26 protein-coding genes are annotated in these 21485 nt (G+C 74.2%); 7 read left to right on the top strand and 19 right to left on the bottom strand.

All coding sequences use genetic code 11. The features are described 5' to 3' along the window. Nucleotides 1-150: 150 nt before the first annotated feature. The 7 genes from tpx to AB0O19_RS34945 all read right to left on the bottom strand — a co-directional run bounded on the left by tpx (nt 151) and on the right by AB0O19_RS34945 (nt 6062). Nucleotides 151-651 (bottom strand): thiol peroxidase, encoded by a 501-nt coding sequence (tpx, locus tag AB0O19_RS34975; RefSeq protein ID WP_363625390.1) that lies wholly within the window; start codon nt 649-651, stop codon nt 151-153. A gap of 275 nt (nt 652-926) precedes the next feature. Further along, a complete protein-coding gene (locus AB0O19_RS34970; RefSeq protein ID WP_363625389.1) occupies nt 927-1409 on the bottom strand; it encodes a hypothetical protein in 483 nt (160 codons plus the stop codon). Between the two features lie 144 nt (nt 1410-1553). Next, nucleotides 1554-2207, bottom strand: coding sequence for a hypothetical protein (locus AB0O19_RS34965; RefSeq protein ID WP_363625387.1), 654 nt, complete (start codon nt 2205-2207; stop codon nt 1554-1556). Further along, entirely contained in the window at nt 2204-3970 is a 1767-nt protein-coding gene (locus AB0O19_RS34960) for an alpha/beta hydrolase (RefSeq protein WP_363625385.1), read from the bottom strand. The genes AB0O19_RS34965 and AB0O19_RS34960 overlap by 4 nt, the downstream gene beginning before the upstream one ends. Next, entirely contained in the window at nt 3970-4359 is a 390-nt protein-coding gene (locus tag AB0O19_RS34955) for a type VII secretion target (protein ID WP_363625383.1), read from the bottom strand. Before AB0O19_RS34955 ends, AB0O19_RS34960 begins: the two co-directional genes overlap by 1 nt. A 322-nt stretch (nt 4360-4681) precedes the next feature. Continuing rightward, entirely contained in the window at nt 4682-5416 is a 735-nt protein-coding gene (locus AB0O19_RS34950; RefSeq protein WP_363625382.1) for a class I SAM-dependent methyltransferase, read from the bottom strand. Nucleotides 5417-5525: 109 nt separating this feature from the next. Continuing rightward, a complete protein-coding gene (locus AB0O19_RS34945; RefSeq protein WP_363625381.1) occupies nt 5526-6062 on the bottom strand; it encodes a hypothetical protein in 537 nt (178 codons plus the stop codon). A gap of 198 nt (nt 6063-6260) precedes the next feature. On the opposite strand from AB0O19_RS34945, the gene AB0O19_RS34940 reads away from it, so the two are divergent. Together AB0O19_RS34940 and AB0O19_RS34935 are read left to right on the top strand one after the other, a co-directional pair. After that, the gene (locus AB0O19_RS34940; protein ID WP_363625379.1) at nt 6261-6848 is read left to right on the top strand and encodes a PadR family transcriptional regulator; all 588 of its coding nucleotides are present in this window, start codon (nt 6261-6263) and stop codon (nt 6846-6848) included. Beyond that, nucleotides 6841-8511 (top strand): FAD-dependent monooxygenase, encoded by a 1671-nt coding sequence (locus AB0O19_RS34935; RefSeq protein ID WP_363625377.1) that lies wholly within the window; start codon nt 6841-6843, stop codon nt 8509-8511. The genes AB0O19_RS34940 and AB0O19_RS34935 overlap by 8 nt, the downstream gene beginning before the upstream one ends. Before the next feature lie 273 nt (nt 8512-8784). On the opposite strand, the gene AB0O19_RS34930 is transcribed toward AB0O19_RS34935, so the two are convergent. Further along, on the bottom strand, nt 8785-9549 hold the full coding sequence (locus AB0O19_RS34930) for an SDR family oxidoreductase (protein WP_363589053.1): 765 nt from the start codon (nt 9547-9549) through the stop codon (nt 8785-8787). A 202-nt stretch (nt 9550-9751) separates the two neighbouring features. Continuing rightward, nucleotides 9752-10315, bottom strand: a complete 564-nt coding sequence (locus tag AB0O19_RS34925; RefSeq protein WP_363625375.1) for a YbaK/EbsC family protein — start codon at nt 10313-10315, stop codon at nt 9752-9754. A 118-nt stretch (nt 10316-10433) separates the two neighbouring features. On the opposite strand from AB0O19_RS34925, the gene AB0O19_RS34920 reads away from it, so the two are divergent. Further along, nucleotides 10434-11321 carry a fructosamine kinase family protein gene (locus AB0O19_RS34920; RefSeq protein WP_363625373.1) on the top strand — a complete coding sequence of 296 codons (888 nt, stop codon included), beginning with the start codon at nt 10434-10436 and terminating at the stop codon, nt 11319-11321. A 23-nt stretch (nt 11322-11344) separates the two neighbouring features. Here the strand turns inward: AB0O19_RS34920 and AB0O19_RS34915 are convergent, their stop codons facing one another. From AB0O19_RS34915 to AB0O19_RS34880, 8 genes are all read right to left on the bottom strand, one after another. Continuing rightward, nucleotides 11345-11914: a cupin domain-containing protein gene (locus tag AB0O19_RS34915; protein ID WP_363625371.1), complete on the bottom strand. Its 570-nt coding sequence runs from the start codon at nt 11912-11914 to the stop codon at nt 11345-11347. Continuing rightward, nucleotides 11907-12821, bottom strand: coding sequence for an NAD(P)H-binding protein (locus AB0O19_RS34910; protein WP_363625368.1), 915 nt, complete (start codon nt 12819-12821; stop codon nt 11907-11909). The genes AB0O19_RS34915 and AB0O19_RS34910 overlap by 8 nt, the downstream gene beginning before the upstream one ends. After that, the gene (locus AB0O19_RS34905) at nt 12818-13411 is read right to left on the bottom strand and encodes a PadR family transcriptional regulator (protein WP_363625366.1); all 594 of its coding nucleotides are present in this window, start codon (nt 13409-13411) and stop codon (nt 12818-12820) included. Before AB0O19_RS34905 ends, AB0O19_RS34910 begins: the two co-directional genes overlap by 4 nt. Before the next feature lie 895 nt (nt 13412-14306). After that, complete coding sequence (locus tag AB0O19_RS34900; protein ID WP_363625364.1) at nt 14307-15161, bottom strand: class I SAM-dependent methyltransferase; 855 nt, start codon at nt 15159-15161, stop codon at nt 14307-14309. Nucleotides 15162-15972: 811 nt separating this feature from the next. Further along, nucleotides 15973-16176: a DUF397 domain-containing protein gene (locus AB0O19_RS34895; protein WP_363589764.1), complete on the bottom strand. Its 204-nt coding sequence runs from the start codon at nt 16174-16176 to the stop codon at nt 15973-15975. Nucleotides 16177-16253: 77 nt separating this feature from the next. Further along, entirely contained in the window at nt 16254-16682 is a 429-nt protein-coding gene (locus tag AB0O19_RS34890) for a GNAT family N-acetyltransferase (RefSeq protein WP_363625362.1), read from the bottom strand. Between the two features lie 152 nt (nt 16683-16834). Beyond that, entirely contained in the window at nt 16835-17035 is a 201-nt protein-coding gene (locus AB0O19_RS34885) for a DUF397 domain-containing protein (RefSeq protein WP_363588088.1), read from the bottom strand. After that, the gene (locus tag AB0O19_RS34880; RefSeq protein ID WP_363625360.1) at nt 16998-17858 is read right to left on the bottom strand and encodes a helix-turn-helix transcriptional regulator; all 861 of its coding nucleotides are present in this window, start codon (nt 17856-17858) and stop codon (nt 16998-17000) included. Before AB0O19_RS34880 ends, AB0O19_RS34885 begins: the two co-directional genes overlap by 38 nt. A 216-nt stretch (nt 17859-18074) precedes the next feature. Between AB0O19_RS34880 and AB0O19_RS34875 the strand changes: the two genes are divergently transcribed. From AB0O19_RS34875 to AB0O19_RS34860, 4 genes are read left to right on the top strand one after another with little or no spacing between them, the layout of a single operon-like run. Then, on the top strand, nt 18075-18515 hold the full coding sequence (locus AB0O19_RS34875; protein ID WP_363625358.1) for an ATP-binding protein: 441 nt from the start codon (nt 18075-18077) through the stop codon (nt 18513-18515). Next, entirely contained in the window at nt 18512-18868 is a 357-nt protein-coding gene (locus AB0O19_RS34870; protein ID WP_363625356.1) for a hypothetical protein, read from the top strand. Before AB0O19_RS34875 ends, AB0O19_RS34870 begins: the two co-directional genes overlap by 4 nt. After that, entirely contained in the window at nt 18865-19107 is a 243-nt protein-coding gene (locus AB0O19_RS34865) for a hypothetical protein (RefSeq protein ID WP_363625354.1), read from the top strand. The genes AB0O19_RS34870 and AB0O19_RS34865 overlap by 4 nt, the downstream gene beginning before the upstream one ends. Nucleotides 19108-19157: 50 nt before the next feature. After that, on the top strand, nt 19158-20114 hold the full coding sequence (locus AB0O19_RS34860; protein ID WP_363625352.1) for an aldo/keto reductase: 957 nt from the start codon (nt 19158-19160) through the stop codon (nt 20112-20114). A gap of 127 nt (nt 20115-20241) precedes the next feature. On the opposite strand, the gene AB0O19_RS34855 is transcribed toward AB0O19_RS34860, so the two are convergent. Together AB0O19_RS34855 and AB0O19_RS34850 are read right to left on the bottom strand one after the other, a co-directional pair. Then, nucleotides 20242-20688 (bottom strand): hypothetical protein, encoded by a 447-nt coding sequence (locus AB0O19_RS34855; protein WP_363625350.1) that lies wholly within the window; start codon nt 20686-20688, stop codon nt 20242-20244. Between the two features lie 151 nt (nt 20689-20839). Beyond that, nucleotides 20840-21382, bottom strand: a complete 543-nt coding sequence (locus tag AB0O19_RS34850; protein ID WP_363588098.1) for a DUF1707 domain-containing protein — start codon at nt 21380-21382, stop codon at nt 20840-20842. Nucleotides 21383-21485 lie beyond the last annotated feature (103 nt).

The following is a 21485-nucleotide window of genomic DNA, read 5'->3' as shown; positions in this document are numbered from 1 at the left end:
GTGCGCGGGCCGGCCCGGGGCCGGGGGCGGGTGTGCCGCGGGGGGTTCTAGGCGCGATGCCGGTGACTTGGCAACGATCGTGAGCCGCTGACCTGCGGCAGTGCTTCGGCCGGAGGGCCGTGGAAGACCGCAAAGTCACCGGCGTTGGTTCTAGGCGAGGACGGCGAGCGCGGCCTCGTAGTTCGGCTCGTCGGCGATCTCCGCGACCAGCTCGGTGTGCAGGACGGTGTCGTTCTCGTCCAGGACGACGACGGCGCGGGCGGTCAGCCCCGCCAGCGGGCCGTCGGCCAGGGCCACGCCGTAGTTCTCGTGGAAGTCGCGTCCGCGCAGGGTGGACAGGGTCCGGACGCTGTCCAGGCCCTCGGCGCCGCAGAAGCGGGCCTGCGCGAACGGCAGGTCGGCGGAGATGCACAGCACCACGGTGTTGGCCAGCGAGCCGGCCTTGGCGTTGAAGGTGCGCACCGAGGTGGCGCAGGTGGGGGTGTCGATGCTGGGGAAGATGTTGAGGACCTTGCGCTTGCCGGCGAAGTCCTGCAGCGAGGTGTCGGCGAGTCCCGCGCCGACCAGCGTGAACGCCGGGGCCTGGCTGCCGGCCTGGGGCAGCGCGCCGCCGACCTGGACCGGGTTCCCCTTCAGCGTGACCTGAGCCATGAAAAGCCTCCTACCAGCGGTGGAATGTGGTGACAACGCCGCCGATCCTACTGCGCGCGCCCGGCGCCGGACGCCGGGCGGCCACCCCTCGGACGCGGGAGGGCGTGCGGGTGCCGCCGCCGTGCCTGCCGGTGCGTCTGCCGGTGCCTGCCGGTGTGCCTGCCGGCGGGGCTGGCGGTGCGCTCACCGGTGCGTCTGCCGGCGGGGCTGGCGGTGAGCCTGCCGGTGCCGCTCGCCGGCGGGGCTGCGGGTGTGCCCGCCAACGGGTCTGGCGTTCAGGCGGACCAGAACGGGTCGTCGTGGCGGGGCAGGACGTCCAGGGTGCCGTCGGGCAGGGTCGGTTCGGGCACGTAGGTGCCGAAGGGGTCGCGGTCGCGGATGACGGGGATGGGGCCGACGGTGGCCTGGAAGGTGATGTTCCCGGCGGCGCCGAACAGCACGGCGACGCCGTATCCGGCGGGTGTGGTGGCGAACATGGCGGGCTGGCGGGGGTTGACGGCGGTGATCCGGTAGCCGCGGTCCTGCCAGCCGCGTTCGGTGACGCCCAGCAGCGCCCCGTACTTGGCGGGGGCGACCCGGGTGGTGACGTGCCGCTCGCGGGTGGCGGTGGCGTAGCCCAGGGAGCGGTCCTGGAGTCCGCCGGTGGTCTGCTCGGTGGAGCGCGGCCAGCCGTCCCGGTGGCGCAGCGGGGGGCGGATGGCGGACATCACCTCGTCGAGGAGCGCGTCGAGGGTGTGGACGGCCTGTTCGGGGGTCATGGCGGGGGCCTTCGGCTGGTGCGGGGTCACGCGGCGGGGGAGGGGCGGGTCCTGGCGAGGGGGCGGCGGGTCCTGGGGAGGGGCGGGTCCTGGCGAGGGGGCGGGGCGGGCCCTGGGGAGGGGTGGTGGTCGGGTGGGGGCGGGTCAGGTGGACCAGTAGGGGTCGTCGTAGGCGGGGAGGATGTCGGGGTTGCCGCCGGGCAGGGTCGGTTCGGGGGTGGGGGTGCCGAAGGGGTCGGCGCCGTGGGGGAGCGGGATGGGTCCCACCGCCGCGCTGATGTCGATGTTGCCGGCGTAGGGGTGGATGGTGATGCCGAGGCTTGCGCCGTCGGGGGTGGTGGCGGCCACGCTGTCGGGTCCGGTGGTGAGGCGGTAGCCCTTGGTCTGCCAGGTGCCGCGTACCGCGTCCAGCAGGGCGCCGTACTTGGCGGGGGCGACCCGGGTGGTGACGTGCCGCTCGCGGGTGGCGGTGGCGTAGCCCAGGGAGTGCTCGTCCAGGCCCTTGGCGTACTGCTCGCGCCAGTCGGGCCAGGCGTCCCGGTAGCGCAGTGCGGGCTGGATGCCGGAGGTCGCCTCCTGGAGCAGGTCGTCGAGCCGGTGCAGGGCCTGTGCGGGCTGCATGAGCGGGCCGGGTGTCGCGCTGGTGTCCCCGCCCCCGCCGCCGGTGGCGGCGCAGCCGCCGGCGGTCAGGGCGAGGGCGAGGGCGGTGCAGGCCGCGGCCAGGGGCGCCGGCCGGGAAGCGGGCCGGGGGGCGGGCCGGGAAGCGGGCCGGGGGGTCTGGTGGGGGGTCTGGTTCATCGCTGGCCCTGGGTTTTCACGTTGTCGTACCGGCCGGCCACGATCTGGCCGATGTTGTTGACCGATTCCAGGGTCTTGGAGTCCTTCTCGCCGGGGTCGGTCATGTAGTCGGAGTGGGACTGGAAGGAGTTCTCCGCTCCGTCGGCGACTTTGAACCGGTTGGCGCCGAACTCCTCGCCGGCGGGGTCCTGGCCGAACCAGAGCTGGTTGTCGGGGCCGAACCAGTCGTACACCTTGTCGGCGATGTAGCCGCCGCCGAGCATGCCGAGCGGGCCGGCGGAGGCGCCGCCCAGGACGCCGCCGAGGTCGTTGGAGACGCGGCCCTTGGAGGGCAGGTGGCTGACCGGGTCGTTCTCGGCGTCGCCGACCCACACGTGGTGGGGGTCGATGTGCAGCTGGGAGGCGTTGGCGGCGCCGGTGCCGGGGGAGCCGACCAGGATGATGTCGTCGGCGCCGGTGCCGCCGGGGCGCTGTGCGCCCAGGCCCACGGTGGTGGAGCCGTAGCTGTGGGCGAGGGCGACCAGGTGCGCGGGGGTGCCCTCGTGGGTGGCGCGCAGTCCGGCCATGAACGTGTCGTAGGCGGCGCCGCCCTTGGCGGCGCGGTCGGTGTCCATCACGTCCAGGGGCCGGGTGTCGCCGTCGGCGAGTTTCTCCAGTCCGGGCGGCGGGTCGTAGCCGAGCCAGACCATGGAGGCGGTCGCGCTGGTGGGGTCGGCGTTGTGCGCGGCGGTCCACACGTTCAGGGCCCGGTCGGCGTCCTTGCCGCCGACGGCGGACAGCGTGGTGCCCAGGCCCGGCACGTAGGCGCTGACGTTCTTCGCGGTGTCGGGGTCGCCGAAGGACAGGATGCCGCGGCCCTGGCCCTGTTCGCCGACGCCCAGCAGGAACGCGGGCGGCTGCTTGCCGTTCTGCACGTTCAGCTTGTCCCGGATCGCGCGGAAGCCGTCCAGTTTCTGCTTGTCGTCGTCCGACGGGTTCGGCTTGTGCTCGTAGGTGTCGATCAGGTGTGCCAGGTTGAGGCGGTTGGCCTGGTCGCGGGCGGTGGCGGGGATGCCGTCGCGCAGGCCCAGCAGGTCGGGGTGGGTCTGGAGCAGGCGCTGCTGCCCGTCCGGGGTCAGGCCCTTCCACCAGGAGTTGACCTCGGTGGGGGCGGCGCCGGCGGGCGGCCAGCCGGCGGCCGTCAGGCCGGTGCCGAGCTCGTCGACGGCCTTGCGGTCGGCGCCGGCCTGCGTCAGGTCCAGTCCGGTGCCGGTGCGGGCCCGCGCGGTCAGGTCGTCCAGCAGCTTGGCGATCTTCTGGTCGGCGCCGTCGGCCTCGGTGACGGCGTGGGAGATGCGCTCCGCCAGGGCCCTGGCCCGCTGCGGCGTGTCGTAGCCGGGGTCGTGGCGTTCGGCCTGCGAGGGCGCCGGCCAGCTGACCGTGCCGTCCTCGGCGACCGTCAGCCCCGCGCCCTGCGCCTCCTGGAGGGCCTCCTTCAGCTTGGACTGCGCCAGCTGGAAGCTCTCCGAGGCCTCGCGCAGCAGTCCCGAGACGGCGGACATCTCGGTGTGCGCGGCGTCCAGGCGCCCGCTGGTGCGCTGCAGGGAGGCGTTGGCGGCGCCGGCCGCGGTGCCGACCCACTGGCTGTTGAAGACGTGCTTGGTGACCTCGGTGTCCATCGCCTGGACGTGCTTGCCGAACGCGCCGGCCAGGGTGTCGTAGGCGCCGGCGGCGCCGGCCAGGGAGGACAGGTCCGCGTCGCGCAGCTGGGCGAGGGTGACCATCAGTTCACCGCCGGCGCGTAGGGTCCGGCGCCGGGCGGCTTGAGGGCGCCGGCGTTGCCCGTGTCGGTGCCGCGGTAGTTGCCGGCGGTCTGGCCCAGTTTCAGGCTCACGCCGTCCACCTCCGAGGCCAGCTTGTTCAGGCACTCCTCCCACGCCGCCGTGCAGGCGTGCAGCGACGCCCCGGTGCGCCAGCCCGACAGCGCCGCGACCGCCGTGTCGGAGGGCTCGTGGATGTGCTTGAGCTCGCCCGGCATCGCCTCACCGGTGTCCTTGGCGACCTTCGCCGCCGCGTCCAGGTCCGCCGGGTTCACCCCGAACAGGGGCCCGCCCGCCGGCGGCCCGTAGGGCCCGTACGGGCCAGGCCCGTCGGAGCCCGCGTACGCGTTCATGGATCCCGTCCCCCCGCTGGTCGACCTACTGCCGTGCCCGCCTCGGGGCCGGGCTCGCGGCCGGGGTCCCGTGCGGGCATGCGAAACCGCACGCTTGTACGGTTCGCGTCGAAGCATGGCGAAAATAGCAGATCAGCCCACCGGCGCCGACCCGGCCGCGACCCGGCCGCGACCCGGTGACGGTCCGGCGGAGGCCCGGTGACGGCCCGGGGGAGGCTTTCGGTGCCCGTGTCCCGGGGGTGGCGCCCCGTCACCCGGGCGCGCACGGCGGATCCGGGGCAGGGACGGGCGGACGGTGGGGCGGCCGGTCGGTGGCGCGGGTCTACGGCTGCGGTGGCCGGGCGGCGATGAAGACGAGTTCGCGGCCCGGCCGGTCGGGGGCGTCGCGGACCTCGCGCAGGGTGAAGCCGTGGGCGGCCAAGTCCGCTTCCACCTCGGCGCGTTGGCGAAAGCGCAGGGTGGAGGTGGAGGTGAGCCGCGGCCCGTCGGCGGTGAACCCGTAGGTCCAGCGGAAGGTCACCAGTGGGCCGTCGACGGCGACCAGGTCGATCCAGGTCTCGACCGGGCCGGTGCCGGGGAGTTCGGTGACGGTGCGGGTGGCGTCGCGGTGCCAGTCCTCCCAGGCCCGCCGGGCCGGGTCGCGGGTCTCGAACACCAGGTGCCCGCCCGGGCGCAGCGCCGCGAAGGCCCGGGCGAGGGTGGCGTGCCACAGGCGCGGGTCGGTGATCTCCTGGGCGGTGTTCGCGGTCATGGTCACCAGGTCGGCCCGCAGCGGGGGCAGGGTCCTGGCGTCGCCGTGGATCCAGCGCACGCGCCCGGCGCCGGGTTTGGCCCGGGCCACCTCCAGGCACGCCCGGGCCGAGTCCACGGCGACGACCTCGGCCCCGCGTGCGGCCGGCAGCAGCGCGAACACCCCGGTCCCGCACCCGAGGTCCAGCACCGTGTGCGCGCCGAGGCCCGCGGCGAGGGCGAGGTAGACGTCCAGGTCGTCGCGGCCGGCCTGCAGCGCGTCGTAGAGCGCGGCGAGCCGGGGGTGGGTGAAGTTCTCGTCGGCCATGCGGGCGACGGTAGCGGCGAAGGGCGCCGCGGGGCCGCCGCCCCGTCCGGGTCCGCTGTCCGGCTGGGCCGAACCGGACCGGGCGCAGGGCCGGTTGGGCCCGGGTGCCTCAGGAGGCGGGGCCCGTCGGCCCGGCCGGGCGGTGCCAGGGGTGGTCGGGGTCCTCGGTGATCCGTACCTGCTGCGGGGCGTCGCGGGGGAAGGTCCAGATCCGTCCCAGGGTGCTGGTGGCGGTCACCGTGGTGTCATCGAGGGTGACGTCGGCGAACGGGTTGGAGGAGCAGGAGATCGCGAGCCACTCCAGGGTGTTCTCGTCGTCGTCGCGGGTCAGCGCGACCCAGCCGATGCTGCCGTGCTCGGACGCCTCGCCCGCGAGGGCGCGGTGGCCGGCGTGGGTGCTGGTGGCGAACACCGTGTCGACGTCCGTCCAGTCGGTGGCGGTCCACGCGCCGGCCCGCAGCAGCTCCCCCCAACTCCACTGCTGGGCCCGCGGGTCGTGGAGCCGGTCGGCGGGGGAGAACCGCATGAGGCGCATCACCGACAGCGACCCGTCGCCGAACACGATGAAGTCCCCGTGGGGCGCCTGGCGGGCGCGCCAGCGCTCATGGACCAGGCCGGCCCGGGGCCGTGCGTCGTCGAAAGCCATGCCCGCCATGATCGCACCCGGCGGCGCCCCGGCCGCGGCCGGGCCCGAACTCCCCCGTGCCGCAAGGCCGGTGCGGCACGGCTCCGCGGCGGGCGACCCGGGCCACCCCCTCCACATACTCGGATCCGAGTAGTACGATCCGAGTATCACCGGCCCGGGACCCCAGCCCCGGGCCCCCGCGTGCGACCACGGAGAGCCATGACCGCCAAACGACCCGCCAACCCCCTGGCCCTCGCCCTGCTCGGCCTGCTCCTCGAACAGCCCCTGCACCCCCACGCCATGGCCACCACCCTGCGCGAACGCCACCTCGACCAGGCCTTCAAACTGACCACCGGTTCGCTCTACGACACGGTGCGCGCCCTGGCCCGCGACGGCTGGATCGAGGCCACCGACACCGAACAGGTCGGCGCGCGCCCCACCCGCACCGTCTACCGCCACACCCCCCAGGGCCGCCAGTACTTCACCCAGTGGCTGGACGAACTCATCCGCGAACCCTCCCGCGAATACCCGAAATTCCTGTCCGCCGTCAGCTACCTCGGCGCCCTGGGACCACACCGCGCCGCCCAGGCACTGCGTGAACGGGCCGCCGCCCTGCAGACCCGCATCACCGAGAGCGAACACGCCCACCACCGCGCCACCCACGAACACCACGCCCCCCGACTGTTCGTCATCGAGGCCGAGTACGGCAACGCCATGCTGCACGCCGAACGCCAATGGGTGCTGCGCACCGCCGAGGAGATCGAACAGGGCACCCTGGCCTGGCCGGAGGCCGCCCCCGATGCCTGACACCCCCGCACCCGCACCCATCCCCGCACCCGCCGCCGCCACGTCCATGTCCGCGCCGGCCCGTACCGGACAGCGCTTACCCGCCGCCGCGCCCGCAGCCGCCGCGCCCGCAGCCGCCGCGCCCGGGGCCGGCGACGCGGACGTCCTGGTCGTCGGCGCCGGCCCCGCCGGCCTGATGCTGGCCTGCGAACTGGCCCTGGCCCGCGTGCGCACCGTGCTCCTGGAACGCGACCCCGCCCCGCCCGGCTTCTGCCGCGGCTTCAACCTCAACGCCCGCAGCCTGGAACTGCTGGAACGCCGCGCCCTGGCCGAACGCCTCCTCGCCGAAGGCCCCACCGCGGCGACCACCGCGTTCACCGCACAGGCCCGCCTCGACCTCGCCGCCATGCGCACCCGCCACCCCTACGTCCTGGGCATCGCCCAGACCAGGGTGGAGGAGATCCTCACCGAACACGCCCACCACCTGGGCGTACGCATCCTGCGCGGCCACCGCCTGGACGCCCTCGACCTCGACGACGACGGCGTCCACGCCCACACCGACACCCCCGACGGACCCGCGCTGCTGCGCGCCGGCTGGCTGGCCGGCTGCGACGGCGGCCGCAGCACCGTACGCAAACTCGCCGCCATCGCCTTCCCCGGCACCCCCGCCCGCCGCTTCACCCTGCTCGCGGACGTGGTCCTGACCCACCCCCGGCAGATCCCCTTCGGCGTGAGCACCGGCCCGGGCGGCACCGTGTTCGCCATCCCCAGGCCCGGCCACGTCCGCCTGATCACCGCAGACCCCCACCCGCCCCAGGACCGGCACGAACCCCTCACCCTGCCCCGCTTCCAGCAGGCACTGGACCACGCCCTGGGACACCGCGTCCCGATCGCCCGCGCCCACTGGCTGACCCGCTTCGGCGACGCCGCCCGCCTGGCCGAACGGCTGCGCCAGGGCCGGGTCCTGCTGGCGGGAGACGCCGCCCACATCCACCCGCCCGCCGGCGCCATCGGCGTCAACGCCGCCATCGACGACGCGATGAACCTCGGCTGGAAACTCGCCCTCGTCGCCCGCGGACAAGCCCCCGAAACCCTCCTGGACACCTACCACAGCGAACGCCACGCGGCCGGCGCCAGACTGCTGCGCAACACCCGCGCCCAGGCACTGCTCGCCGGCGACGACGAGGAACTCGCGCCCGTGCGCGACCTGCTCGCCGAACTCGCACAGGCCAAGGACACGGCCGGCCCCCTGGCCGAGGAGATCACCGGCATCGCCACCCGCTACCCGGCCCCCCACGGCAGCGGCCACCCCTGGGAGGGCGCGATGGTCCCGGACATCCCCCTGCAACACGACACCCTCCACGACGACACCCTCCAACACGGCGCCCTGATACCACTGCTGGCCCGCACCGGCACCGGCGCCCTGCTCCTGGAGGCCACCACCGCGGCCGAGGCGCTGCGCACGGCGGCCGCCCCCTGGGCGGACCGGGTGAGCGCGGCGACGGTGCGGCCCGGCGCCCTGCCCGGCACGCCCGCGGTCCTGGTGCGCCCGGACGGCCACGCCGCCTGGACCGCACCGCCCACCGCACCGCCCCAGGCCGCCGCCGAACAACTGCGCGCGGCCCTGCACCTGTGGTTCGGGCACCCGGCGGCGGCGGGGCCGGGGGCGCCCGGCCTCCCGTAACGCGGCGCCGGGTGCCGCGCGGGGTCCGGGCGCCCCGGCCATCCGGCCGTGTGCCGCCGGTGTGCCGCCGGGCGAACCGGCGGTGGTGCGCGAGGCGTTGGCGGCGCCCGCGGCTCAGGGGTCCGCTGTGCCGCGAGGCCCGTCCCGCCCGCCCGCCGTCCCGCCCGCCCGCCGCCCCGCCCGCCGGGCGGGGCAGCTCCCGCGGCCGCCCGGGGCGGCGGGTCGCCCGGGCCCGGGTACGGCCCGCGCGCGGTGCGGCCCCCGCTGCGGCCGCTACAGGTTGACGCCGCCGGTGACGTCGATCTTGGTGCCGGTGATCCAGCGGGCGTCGTCGGAGGCGAGGAAGGCGACCGCGTCGGCGATGTCCGGGATCTCGCCGATCCGGCCGAGGGCGGTCAGGGCGAGGTTGCGTTCCAGGTTCGCCGGGTCGGCCAGCACGTCGGCGGTCATGTCGGTGCGGGTGAACCCGACGACGACGGAGTTGACGGTGATGTTGCGGGGTCCGAGGTACTTGGCCAGGGTGTGGCCGAACACCTCCAGGGCGCCCTTGGTGAGCGGGTAGCCGATGCCGTGGGCGGAGGCGATACGGGTGGAGACGGAGGAGATGTTGATGATCCGGCCGCCGTCGTGCAGCCGTGGCAGCAGCCGCTGGGTGAGGAAGAACGGCGCCTTGACGTTGACCGCGACCATCTCGTCGAACTCCTCGGGAGTGAGGACCTCGATCGGGCGCCCCATGAGATTGAGCCCGGCGTTGTGGACCAGGATGTCGAGCGCCGCTTCCCCGTGCGCGCGCAGCCCGGCCTCCAGCCCGCCCACGAGGGTGTCCACGTCGCCGGGAACGCCCAGTTCGGCGCCCACGGTGAACGCCCGGCCACCGGCCCCGGCGATCGCCGCGACGCACTCCTTCGCCGCCGCCTCGTTGCTGCCGTAGTGCACGGCGACCAGGGCGCCGTCCCGGGCCAGGCGTTCGGCGATGCCCCGCCCGATGCCCCGGCTGGCGCCGGTGACCAGCGCGACCTTCCCGCTGAGGTTTCCCATGTCCACCCTTTCGACCGCGTTCCGCCGAGATCCCGCCGCCCGACCCCCAAAGGTCAGCCTCAGCCGGGTTTGACGTCCACTCAGGTACTGCGGGGTATGGTGCCCGGCCCCGGCCACGGCCACGGCCCCGGCCACGCCACGGCCGCGCACGCCCGGGCCCGGGCCGGTCCCGCCGCCGCCGGCCCCGCCGGCCCCGCCGGGCTCAGGCGGCCAGGCCCGGGAGGACCTCGGCGCCGGGCAGCCGGGCCACCGCCCATCCGGGCAGGATCAGCTTGCCCCGCCGCCGCCCGCTGCCGATGAGCACGTGATCGGCGGCGGCCACCGCCTCGTCGACCAGCAGCGGCCAGCCGCCCGGCAGGCCGACGGCGGTGATGCCGCCGTACTCCATGCCGGTGGCGGCGACGGCGACGTCCACCGGCGCGAAGGAGGCCTTGCGCGCGCCCAGGTGCCTGCGCACGGCGGTGTTGACGTCCAGACGGGTGTCGGCACGCACCAGGCAGGCGGCCAGGGTGACGTCGCCGCCGCGTTTGGCGGCGACCACCACGCAGTTCGCGGAGAGCTCCAGCGGCACGTCGTAGGCCTGGCAGAACACCGCGGTGTCCGCCTTGTCGGGGTCGGTGTCCACGTACAGCACGGATCCGGCCCACCGCTGCGCGTCCGCGTTCTTCAACGCGTCGGCGACGGGGGCGGCGAGGTCGCCGCAGACCTCGATCGCCGCGCGGACGAGGGGGAAGTCCCCGAACGGGGCGCGCACGTTCTCGTTCATGAATCGGACTGTACCGCGCACCCCGGCAGACCCGGCACGGTCCCGCCGCGGCCCCCGGGGCGGCGAAAACCGGTGCCGGCCCGAGTCGGTGGCGCCGGGCGCGGGAAAGGGGCCCGCCATGGAAGATCCTGCGCAGAACACCGACGAGGCGGCCGCCGGACACGACGGCCCGCCGCCGCACCTGCTCCCCGGCCCGCCGGCACACGCGGTACGCCTGGCCGGCGGCGCCGCGAACACCGTCTGGCTGGTCACCCTGGCCGGCGGCGGACGCGTGGTGGTGAAGTCCACCCCGGCACTGGCCCCCGACGCGTACGCGAAGGAGGCCCAGGGCCTGCAAGCCCTGCGCACCCACGGCGCCCTGGCGACCCCGCGGGTGCTGGCCCTTCACCCGGACGGCCTGGTCCTGGAAGCCCTCGAACAACCGCCCGCGCACGACACCGCCTTCTGGGAACGCGCCGCACACGCGCTGGCCGGCCTGCACGCCACCACCGGACAGCGCTTCGGCTGGGCCGAGGACGGCTGGCTCGGCCGCCTGTCACAGCGCAACCCCTGGACCGAGGACGGACACGAGTTCTTCGCCCGCCACCGCCTGCTGCGCTACCTCGACGAACCCCTGGCACGCCAGGCGCTCGGACCCCGGGGCCGCGCCGACCTGGAACGGATCTGCGACCGGCTGCCCCAACTCCTCCCCGCCGCACCACCCGTCCTCACCCACGGCGACCTGTGGCACGGCAACATCCTCGCCCGCCCGGACGCGACACCGGCGTTCATCGACCCGGCGGTGTGCTGGACGTGGGCGGAGACGGACCTGAGCATGATGTTCTGCACCGGCGGCGTCCCCGCCCGCTTCTTCGACGCCTACCGCGAACACCACCCCCTCACCGACGGCTGGCAGGACCGCATGCGGCTGCTCCACCTGCGCGAACAGCTCAGCTGCGCCGCCCACTTCGGCGCGCGCGACGGCCACACCGGCGACCTGCTCGACGTGCTGCGCACCTACCGCTGACGCGGGCCGCTCGGACGGTGGCCTCAGCGGCCGTCCGGCCTGTGGTGGTCCTGCGGTGTGTCGGGGACCAGTTCCTGGTCGTAGCGGGCCAGGAGGGTCTGCATCATCCGGCGGTTCGGGCGGCCGTCGGCGGCGAGGGCGGCGGCCTCGACGAAGAACTCCTCGAAGCCGGCCGGGGTCAGCGTCACCAGGATCGTGGCGGGGGTGTCGCCGATCGCGGTGAAGGAGTGCGGGTGGGTGCGCGGGACGTGCAGGAAGGCGCCGGGGCCCGCCTCGGTGGTGTGCTCGTCGCACCGCAGCCGGAACGCGCCGCTGACGACGTAGAACGTCTCGTCGTGGCCGCGGTGCAGGTGCAGGGGCGCGCCCTGGCCGGGTTCGAAGGTGGACTCCAGGACGGCGATCGATCCGCCGCTCTGGGCGCCCGCGAGTTTGACGACGTACGGGCTGCCCGGCACGTGGCGGCGCCCGCCGTGTTTGGGGGCCAGGGCGACGGGTTCGCGGTGGACGCCGCCACGGCCGGGCTCCCCGCGGGGCTCGCCGCCGGGCTCGCCGCCGGGTTCCGCGCCGGGCTGCTTGCGGTGGGTGTCAGCCACGGCCGGGCTCCGCGCCGGGTTCCCCGCCGGGCTCCCCGCCGGGCTCCGCGCCGGGCTCCTCGGTGAACTGTTCGCGGTGGCGTTCGGCCCAGGCCCGGAAGGGCGTCGCCGCGCGGCCGGTGAGCTGCTGGACCGCGGGCGTGACGGTCGCGGCGAACGGTTCCAGGGAGGCGGCGCGCAGCGCCATGACCGCGTCCGCGGTCTCCGGGCGCAGGCCGTGGTCCAGGAGTGCCCGGCGGGCGGCGTGGGGCGGGATCTCGGTGAAGGCCAGCGGGGTGCCCAGGACGTCGGCCAGGATCGTGGTCATCTCGCCGGGGGTGAGGGCCTGGGGGCCGGTCAGCAGGTGGGCCCGGCCGTCGTGTCCGGGCTCGGTCAGGGCGCGGGCCGCGACGGCGGCGATGTCGGCGGGGTCGATGACGGAGACCCGGCCGGCGGCGAACGGGGCCCGCACGGTGCGGGCCGCGCGGATCGTCCCGGCCCAGGCGAGGGTGTTGGACATGAAGCCCATCGGGCGCAGGAACGTCCATGCCAGGCCGCTGTCCTGGACGGCCTGTTCGCCCGCGCGGTGCCAGCGGGCGACGGGGTCGTCCGCGTCCGGGTCGGCGGCCCGGCCGGAGGACAGCTTGACGACGGCCTCGGCGCCGGCGCGGGCGGCCGCGGCGGCGAGGCCGGCGTCGTGGCGCGGGATGTCGGGGCCGTCGGAGAGCAGGAACACCTTGCGCACGCCCCGCAGGGCGGCGGCCAGGCTGTCCGGCTCGCCGAGGTCGGCGCCGACGACGTCCACGCCGCCCGGCAGGCGGGCCCGGTCGGGGCGGCGGGTGGCGGCGCGCACGGGGGCGCCCAGGGCGGCCAGGTGGCCGACGAGGGCGCGGCCGACGGTGCCGGTCGCGCCGGTCACGAGTATCACGGGGTCCTCCGGGTGTTCCTCGGCGGGGTGTTTTTTGTCGGGGTGTTCTTCGGCGGGGTGTTCTTCGTCAGGGTGTCGAGCAGGTCGTCGTGCCAGGCCAGGTCGGCCTTCAGGCGGGCGAGGCAGTGCTCGAAGATCCACGGTTCGAGGCCGGTCAGGTCCGGCCTGGCGGCCTCGAACTGCTCCTCGAACAGGGCCACCTGGTCGGCCACGGCCCGCCGGCGCGCGGCCACGGCCCCGGCCAGGTCCTCGTCCGTGAGGTCCGCGGTGTACTGCAGGGCCAGGTCGACCGGGTCGGGCAGCAGGCGCACCCTGCCCAGCGCCGCGTCGCGCAGGGCGGCGAGCTCCCGGCGGCCCCGGCCGGTGATCGCGTAGACGGTCCGCTCGGGCGGGTTGCCGACCTTCTCGCTGCGCACCACCTCGACCAGGCCGTCGTCGGCCATCCGGTGCAGGACGCTGTAGAGCGATCCGGGCTTGACGTCGGTCCACAGCTCGGTGCGGTCGAGCTGGGCCGCCTGGCGGATCTGGTAGCCGTGCATCGGCCCGCCCCGGGCCAGCGCGCTGAGTGCGAAGAGTCGCGAAGTGCTCACAGCACTAGTCGAACACGACTAAAGCCCATAGTCAAACGCGACTACGGGTGCGGGGCCGTGATGGTTCTGCGGGCCCGGACGCGGGGGGCGGGGGGCGGGTGCGGGAAGTCGGCCGGTCCGACTTCCCGCGCCGCCGCGTCCGCTGCCGGGGGCGGGTGCGACCCGGGGCGAAGCGTTCCCGCGGCCCCGCTGCTCCCCGCAAGGGGCCGCCGTTGCAACGGAGTTGGCCGTCCCTGGCGTCTCCGACACCTGTGCGGGGGAGGTCGTGGCCGCCGTGGTCTCGGCCGACGGGCCGCGTTCCCCGACAGGTGCGTGGTGTCAGCCGACCCGACTCGGATCGGGCTGCTGGTCGCCCAGTGCCGCGGTGGCCGGACGGGAGCGGGCAGTCGCCGGGCCGGCACTGGGTTTCCGGGCTGGCGGATATGACTGCTGCCGGTGGCCGGAGGCCCCATCTCGGCCTCCTTTCCGGGCAGGTGGATCCGCGGGACCGTCCCGTCGACGTGCCGGTGGCCCTCGCGCTCCTCGTCCGCGGTCTCCGGGCGGCGCTTGTCGATGTAGTCGCGCACCGTGTTGTCGGACGCGTCGCGGAAGTCGGACCGGCTCGCCAGCCGCCGGAAGGCCCGTTCGATGGTGTGCTTCTGCTTGCGCGGCGCGGTCGGGTCCAACCCGCGGCGATCCCGACGCCGGCCTCCCGACATGACCGCGACCGCAGAGCGGTCTCCGGCAGGACCGTGATCGTCGGACTCACCCCGACGTGCCGGGCGGAGGGCGTACCGCATTCACTCGGGCGCGGGCCTGTCGACCGGACGCGCGGCCTGGTCCGGGCCCGATCTCGGTTCGCGCCCGTCGGGCGGTCGCGGCCCCGGACCGGCGTCCCGGTCCGCTCAGCGGGCGGTCAGCGGGCGGTCAGCGAGTAGGCCGGCAGCGGCGTGTTGCCGTGGTCCTTCGCCAGGGACCGGAGCACATCCGCCTGGCTCAGCACCAGGTCCAGGACCGTCCGCGGCAGCTCGGCCATCCGGTCGACGTTGTCGAGCAGTGCCGTGCAGGCGTCCACCTCCCAGTCGCCGTCCTGTAGGGCGGTTGTGTCCACGGACTGCCCCGGGACGGGATCCCAGCCTGTCGCTGCGAGGACCCGGAGCAGGCTTGCGTGGGAGAACGGAGTGCGCACGTTGCCTTCGCCCCGCGACCCGCTCGCCATGACCTGCCCCTGGATCAGGACGGCCAACAGGTGGGGCAGTTGGTCGGCCGAGCAGGGTGCGAGGTCCCACTCGGCGAAGCAAAGGTTCCGTGCCCAGCGGCGGACCCGGGCGAGGGTCTCCCGCAGCTGGTCCAGGGAGGCGAAGTACCAGGAGCAGTGTGCCAGGACGGCGTAGTCGAATCCGCTGTCGGGGAAGGTGACCGCCTCGTCGAGGACGTCCAGGCCGAAGCGGAAGTCGATGCGAGAGCCCAGAGGCGTCGCCTTGAGGTGCTCCGCCGACTGCCCCAGGGTGACCGGGGCGCCGTACGACGGATCCGCGATGTCGACCGCGACCACCCGGCCCTGCGGGCCGACGGCCTCGGCGAGGACGGCCGTCATGTCACCCTGTCCGCAGCCGACCTCCAGGACCGACGCTCCGGCCGGGATGCCCCAGCTGGAGACGAGTGCGGCCCGGTAGCGGGTCTGGGTCAGCTGGATGTCGGGGCTCACGTCGGCGGCGGCCATGGCGGCCGCGATCGAGGGTGCCGTCGCGATCAGGTCGGTCTTGTTCACAGAATCCTTCGTCGTGCTGTTCGGGAGCGGTACGTGCCGAGACCGTTGTTGCGCAGGTTCCGGATCGGCGCCGCTCGTTGATCCCCAAGAACTACCAGACATGGCCGACCATCCAGCCGTGATGACGACCAGATCATCCGGGACGGGACAACTGGAGCCAGGTCAACTTGCTCCTCGGCGGAGCCACTTCGCGCTGCCGCGGTGGTACCAGCGGAACCTGCTGCAGACACTGCGGCTGTACGGACCTGTTCACGGCCTTCCGCCGGACGGCGGCGCGGCCTGTTCCGACGGCTTTCCGGGCCTTCTCGTGCTCGCCGTTCTGTTCGGCCTGGTGATCCTGCTGGTCGAGGCGGTGTGGCGGGTGCGGGGGACGCCCCGCTGCCAGCTGAGCGTCGAGGCCGGCGGGCCGCAGCCGCGCAGTCTCCTGCCCGGTGTCAAGCCCCGGGCGCAGACGGAGGACTGTCGCCGGAGCCTGACCGCCGCCATCGGCGAGCACGGCGGGGCAGCGGCGCCCCGCACCCCGCACCCGCAGGAGGCCGGAGCGCTGCCGGCTGCGGCCGGCCGCCGCCCCGAGTCCCCACGGACCGCAGGCCGGCGAAGGCGGCGAGGGCGGACCGAAGCGCGGGAAGTCGGCCGGTCCGACTTCCCGCGCGGAACCACTGGTTTGTCGGGGCCCCTCGTCCTACCGGGTCCTGTTCGGCACCCGCTCCGAGGCCCGGTGGATCCGCTGCTGCCGGACGGGTCCTTCGCTCTCACGGTTCGTCGCGGCCCCGGCTGCGCGGCCGGGGCCGCGACCGGGGTGGCTGGCGGGTCAGGCGGTGGGGAAGTCGCCGGCCTTGACCCCGGTGACGAAGGCGGACCAGGCGTCGGCCGGGAAGACCAGTGCGGGGCCGTCGGGGTCCTTGGAGTCGCGGACGGCCATGCCGCCGACGACGACGCGCCCCGCCTCCACGCACTCGCTCGCCTGTGCGCTGTAGCTGCTCTTGCGCCACTTTGTCTGGTCGTTCGCGTGCACGGCTGTCTCCCTTGGCCGCAGGGTGTTGTGAACGAGACGCTACGCCAAGGGGGTTGGCATTCGGTACAGCATCGCGATCAGTGGCGGCGCGTCCGGGTGGGGGCGGACCTCGTTGAGTCCTCGTAGCTCCACGCCGTGTCCAGCGCGTGCACTTTGCCGTCCCCGGCGGCGGGGTTGACCATGAGCGTGGCCCGCTCCTCGGGTCGGGCGGAGAGGAGCGCATCGTGGATGCGGCGGGCGGCGCCGGTGCCGCGCCATCGGGTGCGTACGCCCAGCTCCTTGAGGGCGAACACCAGTGCGGCGGTGAGGTGGTGGGGCATCGGGCGGGCCATGCGGGTCCACCAGCGGTCGGCCGCCTCGACGGTGTTGCCGTAGGCGTAGCCGACGGGCACGCTGCCGGCGTAGCCGATGACGGCCTCGAAGCCGGGCTCACCGCCGTGGCGTTGCAGGCGTTCGCCGAAGGCGGGCAGGGCGTAGTTGGGCAGGTGCAGCAGCGGGGCGCGCACCTCGGCGTACAGGGCGGCCAGTTCATGGCGGACCGCGTCGGTGAGTTCGCGGTGGTGGCGCAGTTCGATGCCGGTCGTGCTGTCGTCCTAGGGGAGTCCGTGAAAGGCCCGGGTCCCTGCCGCAGTGGCAGGGACCCGGGCCTGCCAAACCGTCAGATCTGGCCGAACTCGCCGCCGCGTACGGCCGTCACGAAGGACTGCCAGGCATCAGCGGAGAAGGCCAGCCGGGGGCCGTCGGGGTCCTTGGAGTCCCGGACGCGGCCCGGGTGTGCGTCGTCGACCTCGACGCAGACACCGCCGTCATTGTTGCTGTGGCTACTCTTTCGCCATTCTTCCTGCGTCTCTGCTCGCACGGCCGTACTCCTTCGGAATGCGTCTGATCATCGCCCGGGAGTCCCGGGGCGACAGGGCCTGGGCCCTCAGTAGATCGTAGGACTCACGCCGCTCGGCGACCTTGGGCATTTCGTCGATGACCTCACCGTTCTTTGCACCTTCCGCCCAAGCGATCACACCGCCCGCCGGGAGGGTGTACAGCATGAGGGAACCGCCCATCTCAGGGTGTTCGCCGGCGGCGAAGGGCAGGACCTGGATCGTGATGAAGGAGCGCTTTTCGTCTGCCAGGGCGGTGAGTTGCTCGCACATCACATGGAGTCCGCCGACTGGTCGCCGGAGCGTCGCCTCGTCCAGGATGAACCAACATCGCGGCGGCGTCGTGGAATCCAGCCGCTTCTGACGTTCGAGTCGTGCGGCGAGCAATGCGTCGATCTCTTGCTCGGTAGCGTGCTGTTGGCCTGCACGTAGCGAGTGTCGGGCGAAAGAAGGAATTTGCAACAGGCCGGGGATGGTCGCAGAGGCGAACTCCTCGATGACGGCGGCCTGACCCTCCAGATGGATCGCCTGCCGGTACTTGCCAGGGAACTTCTCGTTCTTGGCCAACTGGTAGATGCGGTCGAACCGGCCGTCGGTGCCGAACGCCGCGTCCAGCATGCCGGGCAGGTCCGGCGGTGGCATTGATTCGGCGCGTTCGACCCGCCCGAGATGCCCCTTCGAGATATTGACGATCTTGGCGAGTTGGTCGAGCGACATACCCGCTCGCTCACGATGGGCACGCATCTCCCAGCCGAACTGGTCTCGCGCCGACCGCCCAGGATCCAGCTCGTTTGGTTGGAACCCCATGCTCAGCCTCCATGTGCCCAATCGCAGCGTGACACAGGGTCACCCTTCCCAGGTTAGCCGCTCAGAGCGACGCTTAATGCACGCAAAGTGAGAATGGTGCGCAGCGATCAAGGCCACAGAGAGCCCATCATGACGAACGATCAACCAGCGGCCCGGCGGCACGGGCCGACGTGGCGAAACTCCCGCATCCGGGACAACTCCGAGGCGAGTGAGGCCATGCCCGAAGTATTGAAGGAACAGCCGGAAACAGTGGGGGAGTACTCCTGCTGGCTGTCGCGCCACCAGAAGTCCGTGCCCGCCGCACGCGGGCTGCTGCGCGGCTTCCTCTCCGACCACGCGGGGGGTGAACTGTTCGCCGACCACTCCGGGCTGGTGCTCGGCGAACTCGTCACCAACGCCGTCCAGCACGCCCGCACCCCGTCCGACCGGCTGCTGTTCGTGCGCTTCGCCCTCTCGGCCGACGACCTGCGGATCGAGGTCCACGACGCCGACCCCCGCCGGCCCGTGCTGCGCCGCGTGGGCGGGGACGAAGAATGCGGGCGGGGGCTGTGGCTGGTGTCCGAACTCGCCCTCCGGTGGGGCTGCCGCCCCCGCGCGGGCGGGGTCGGCAAAGCGGTGTGGGCGGTCCTCGGACCCCGGAGCGGGAACGCGTCGTGACCGCCATCCCTCCCCGCGACTACCCGCACCCGGTCACCGCCGAGATCGGCGGCGTCACCCAGGCCGCCACCTTCGCCCGGCTCGCCGACGCCCTGGCCGCCGTGCGCACCGCCCTGGCCCGCCTGCCCCTCGACGACGACCACGCCGCCTACCTCACCGACCTGTTCGCCCCCGAATCCACCGCCCGCGTCTCCCGCCGGCCGGCCGACTTCGGCGCGCTGCGCACGATCGCCTTCGTCGGCATCCACGCCCACCCCATCCACCTGCGCCCCGCCGAAAGCCCCGAAAGCCCTGAGGGCCCCGACGGCCCCGACGGCACCGCAGGCGCCGACGAGCTCCCGGAGCCGGTGTGAGGCGCAGCTGCGCCCGGGTCGTGAGGTGGTGGTGCCTGCGCGGCCGGTTCTCCCTGCCCGTGCGGGCGTTGAGCCCCGGGCGCCGCGCCGCCCGCGCCGAGGTGCGGCGCCGGGCGGCCGCCCCCGGCAGCACCGAGGCCCTGCTGCGGGCCGTCGCCGACCGCGCCCGCCGACCGCGCCCGCCGGGCGCCCTCGCGCTGGACGAGTGGTTCCGAAGCCGGTCAGCGGTCGATCGGTGACCGGGTGACGGCGGCCGGTCCTGTCGTCGTGCCAGAACTAGGGTGACCCCATGGAATATCGAACGCTCGGCAACAGCGGACTCCTCGTCTCCGTGGTCGGACTCGGCTGCAACAACTTCGGCGGACGTCTCGACGCGGCGCAGACACGCGCGGTGGTCGACGCGGCACTCGACGCCGGGGTGACGCTCTTCGACACCGCCGACATGTACGGGGCCGGAGGCGGCTCCGAGACGCTGCTGGGCCAGGCGTTGAAAGGGCGGCGCGACGAGGTCGTGCTGGCCACCAAGTTCGGCTATCAGCGGGCGGACCTGGGGTACGGGCCCGCGGCCGGGGCGAAGGGCGGCCGGGCCTACATCCGGCGCGCGGTCGAGGAGTCGCTGCGACGCCTGCAGACCGACCACATCGACCTCTACCAGCTGCACACCCCCGACCCGCGCACGCCGATCGCCGAGACGCTCGCCGCGCTCAGCGAGCTGGTACGCGAAGGCAAGGTGCGCTACATCGGGCACTCCAACTTCGCCGGCTGGCAGATCGCCGAGGCCGCGCACGTCGCCCGGGAGATCGGGGCCGTCCCGTTCGTCTCGGCCCAGAACGAATGGTCGCTGCTCGAACGCGGCGTGGAGCGGGAGGTGGTGCCCGCGGCGCTGCACTACGGCCTCGGTGTGCTGCCGTTCTACCCGCTCGCCAACGGCCTGCTGACCGGGAAGGTGCGCCGTGCCACGGGCGTGCCCGCGGGCTCGCGCCTGGCGTCGCGGCCCGAGCGGGTGACCGAGGCCGGCCTCGACGCGGTCGAACGCCTCGCCGCCTGGGGCGAGGCGCGCGGCCGGAGCGTCCTGGAGATCGGCGTGGGCGCGCTCGCCGCACGGCCCGGCTGCGGCTCGGTCATCGCCGGGGCGAGCAGTGCCGAGCAGGTGCGCGCCAACGCCGCCGCCGGGCAATGGGTGCCGACCTCCGAGGAACTGGCCGAGATCGACGCGGTCCTCGACGCGGAACACGCCGTGGCCTGATCGGAGCGGGAGAACACGGGCGTCGCGCAGGGCACGCCGAGGTGCGGCGCTGGGCGGCCGCCCCCGGCAGTGCCGAGGCCCTGCTGCGGGCCGTCGCCGACCGCGCCGCCCGCCAGGCGCCCTCGCGCTAGCGTCCGTACCGCGCTACTGCGGGGCCGAGGACGGGGTCGATCCCGGCCAGGCTGTCGCGCAGCCGAAGGGCCCCCAGGGCGACGCGGTCGTCGGCGGCCCGCGACATCTCCTCGCACAGCCACATCGCGTCGTCCCGGTCGTCGGCGAAGACGCCGAACACATCGACGACCGCGGTGTGGATCCAGTCGCCGTGGTTGTCGTCGGCCGCTGCCAGCGCGGACGCGACGATCGTCAGCCCGGCCAGGTCGTTTCGCCGCAGCAGGGCTTGCGCGCTCACCCGGGTGACGAAGGTGCCGCCCGGGTCCAGCACGAGCGCCAGCAGCGGCCCGAGGGCCTCCCGCAGCTCGGCGAACCCTGCCAGGGCGCGACCGGCGTCCGCCCGGTCGCGGTAGTCGCGGCTGCGCCCGAGTTCGGCGAGCGCCGCGACGGCTGCCCGCCGCATGTCCCCGTCCACCTGCCTGCCCGCCCCTTCCGCGAGGTCCGGTGAAAGTACCGCGGGGGTGCCCGGCGGGGGTGATCGTCACCGAATGTGATGAATCGTCAATCATGCGTCGACCGAAGAGAGTTACGGCAGTCGACTGGCCCGGGGGGTCTCAGTGCCGCGCGTGGCGGATCTTCAGCCGTCCGAATCCGGTGGTCCCGGAGATTCGGATCGTCGGGCCGCCGGGGGTGGGGCGCCGCGGGGGCTTGTAGCGGGCCTCCTTCCAGCCGGAGTGCATGCCCTCGATGTCGACGACCGCGTCGTGGGGCACCGTGATCCTGGCGCCGCCGGTGCCGAGTTGCAGTTCGATGTCGACGACCGGGTGCTCGATGACCGCCCGGGACAGGTCCAGGCGCACCCTGCCGAGCGCGGAGAAGACCTTGAGGGTCCGGGGCACCTTCCAGGCGCCGCTGCGCCGGATGCGTCCTGTGGCGGCGCCGATCGTCGTCTCGGTGCCCGCGCCCGGCTCGGGGAGCGAGGCCAGGGACCGCCCGAGTGCGTCCTGCGTCCTGGCGGTGAGCGCCTGGTGGAGGCGTTCGTCCATCTCCTCGTGGGAGATGCGTCCTTGGCTGTACGCCTCCTGCAGGCGTTGCACGGCCGTGTCGCGGTCGTCGTCGCCGGCCAGGGGCGAGAGGTCTTCCGGCAGCGAGGTCACCGCCCCACTCTAGTCCCGTACTTCGCGGGTCGTTGATTCGTATGGTGTGACCGGTCCGGGAGTGTCCCGGACCGGTCGTGTGGCGTTGATCCGGATGTGTCGA

Source organism: Kitasatospora sp. NPDC091276 (assembly GCF_040684355.1).
In the GTDB taxonomy this organism is placed as follows: domain Bacteria; phylum Actinomycetota; class Actinomycetes; order Streptomycetales; family Streptomycetaceae; genus Kitasatospora.
Note: the sequence above shows the minus strand (reverse complement) of the source record. Positions and strands in the feature narration are given on the sequence as shown.

Excerpts from the sequence above, each read along its gene's own strand:
- tpx (WP_363625390.1), bottom strand. The coding sequence starts at position 651 with ATGGCTCAGGTCACGCTGAAGGGGAACCCGGTCCAGGTCGGCGGCGCG.
- AB0O19_RS34970 (WP_363625389.1), bottom strand. The coding sequence starts at position 1,409 with ATGACCCCCGAACAGGCCGTCCACACCCTCGACGCGCTCCTCGACGAG.
- AB0O19_RS34965 (WP_363625387.1), bottom strand. The coding sequence starts at position 2,207 with ATGAACCAGACCCCCCACCAGACCCCCCGGCCCGCTTCCCGGCCCGCC.
- AB0O19_RS34960 (WP_363625385.1), bottom strand. The coding sequence starts at position 3,970 with ATGGTCACCCTCGCCCAGCTGCGCGACGCGGACCTGTCCTCCCTGGCC.
- AB0O19_RS34955 (WP_363625383.1), bottom strand. The coding sequence starts at position 4,359 with ATGAACGCGTACGCGGGCTCCGACGGGCCTGGCCCGTACGGGCCCTAC.
- AB0O19_RS34950 (WP_363625382.1), bottom strand. The coding sequence starts at position 5,416 with ATGGCCGACGAGAACTTCACCCACCCCCGGCTCGCCGCGCTCTACGAC.
- AB0O19_RS34945 (WP_363625381.1), bottom strand. The coding sequence starts at position 6,062 with ATGGCTTTCGACGACGCACGGCCCCGGGCCGGCCTGGTCCATGAGCGC.
- AB0O19_RS34940 (WP_363625379.1), top strand. The coding sequence starts at position 6,261 with ATGACCGCCAAACGACCCGCCAACCCCCTGGCCCTCGCCCTGCTCGGC.
- AB0O19_RS34935 (WP_363625377.1), top strand. The coding sequence starts at position 6,841 with ATGCCTGACACCCCCGCACCCGCACCCATCCCCGCACCCGCCGCCGCC.
- AB0O19_RS34930 (WP_363589053.1), bottom strand. The coding sequence starts at position 9,549 with ATGGGAAACCTCAGCGGGAAGGTCGCGCTGGTCACCGGCGCCAGCCGG.
- AB0O19_RS34925 (WP_363625375.1), bottom strand. The coding sequence starts at position 10,315 with ATGAACGAGAACGTGCGCGCCCCGTTCGGGGACTTCCCCCTCGTCCGC.
- AB0O19_RS34920 (WP_363625373.1), top strand. The coding sequence starts at position 10,434 with ATGGAAGATCCTGCGCAGAACACCGACGAGGCGGCCGCCGGACACGAC.
- AB0O19_RS34880 (WP_363625360.1), bottom strand. The coding sequence starts at position 17,858 with ATGGGGTTCCAACCAAACGAGCTGGATCCTGGGCGGTCGGCGCGAGAC.
- AB0O19_RS34875 (WP_363625358.1), top strand. The coding sequence starts at position 18,075 with ATGCCCGAAGTATTGAAGGAACAGCCGGAAACAGTGGGGGAGTACTCC.
- AB0O19_RS34860 (WP_363625352.1), top strand. The coding sequence starts at position 19,158 with ATGGAATATCGAACGCTCGGCAACAGCGGACTCCTCGTCTCCGTGGTC.
- AB0O19_RS34855 (WP_363625350.1), bottom strand. The coding sequence starts at position 20,688 with ATGCGGCGGGCAGCCGTCGCGGCGCTCGCCGAACTCGGGCGCAGCCGC.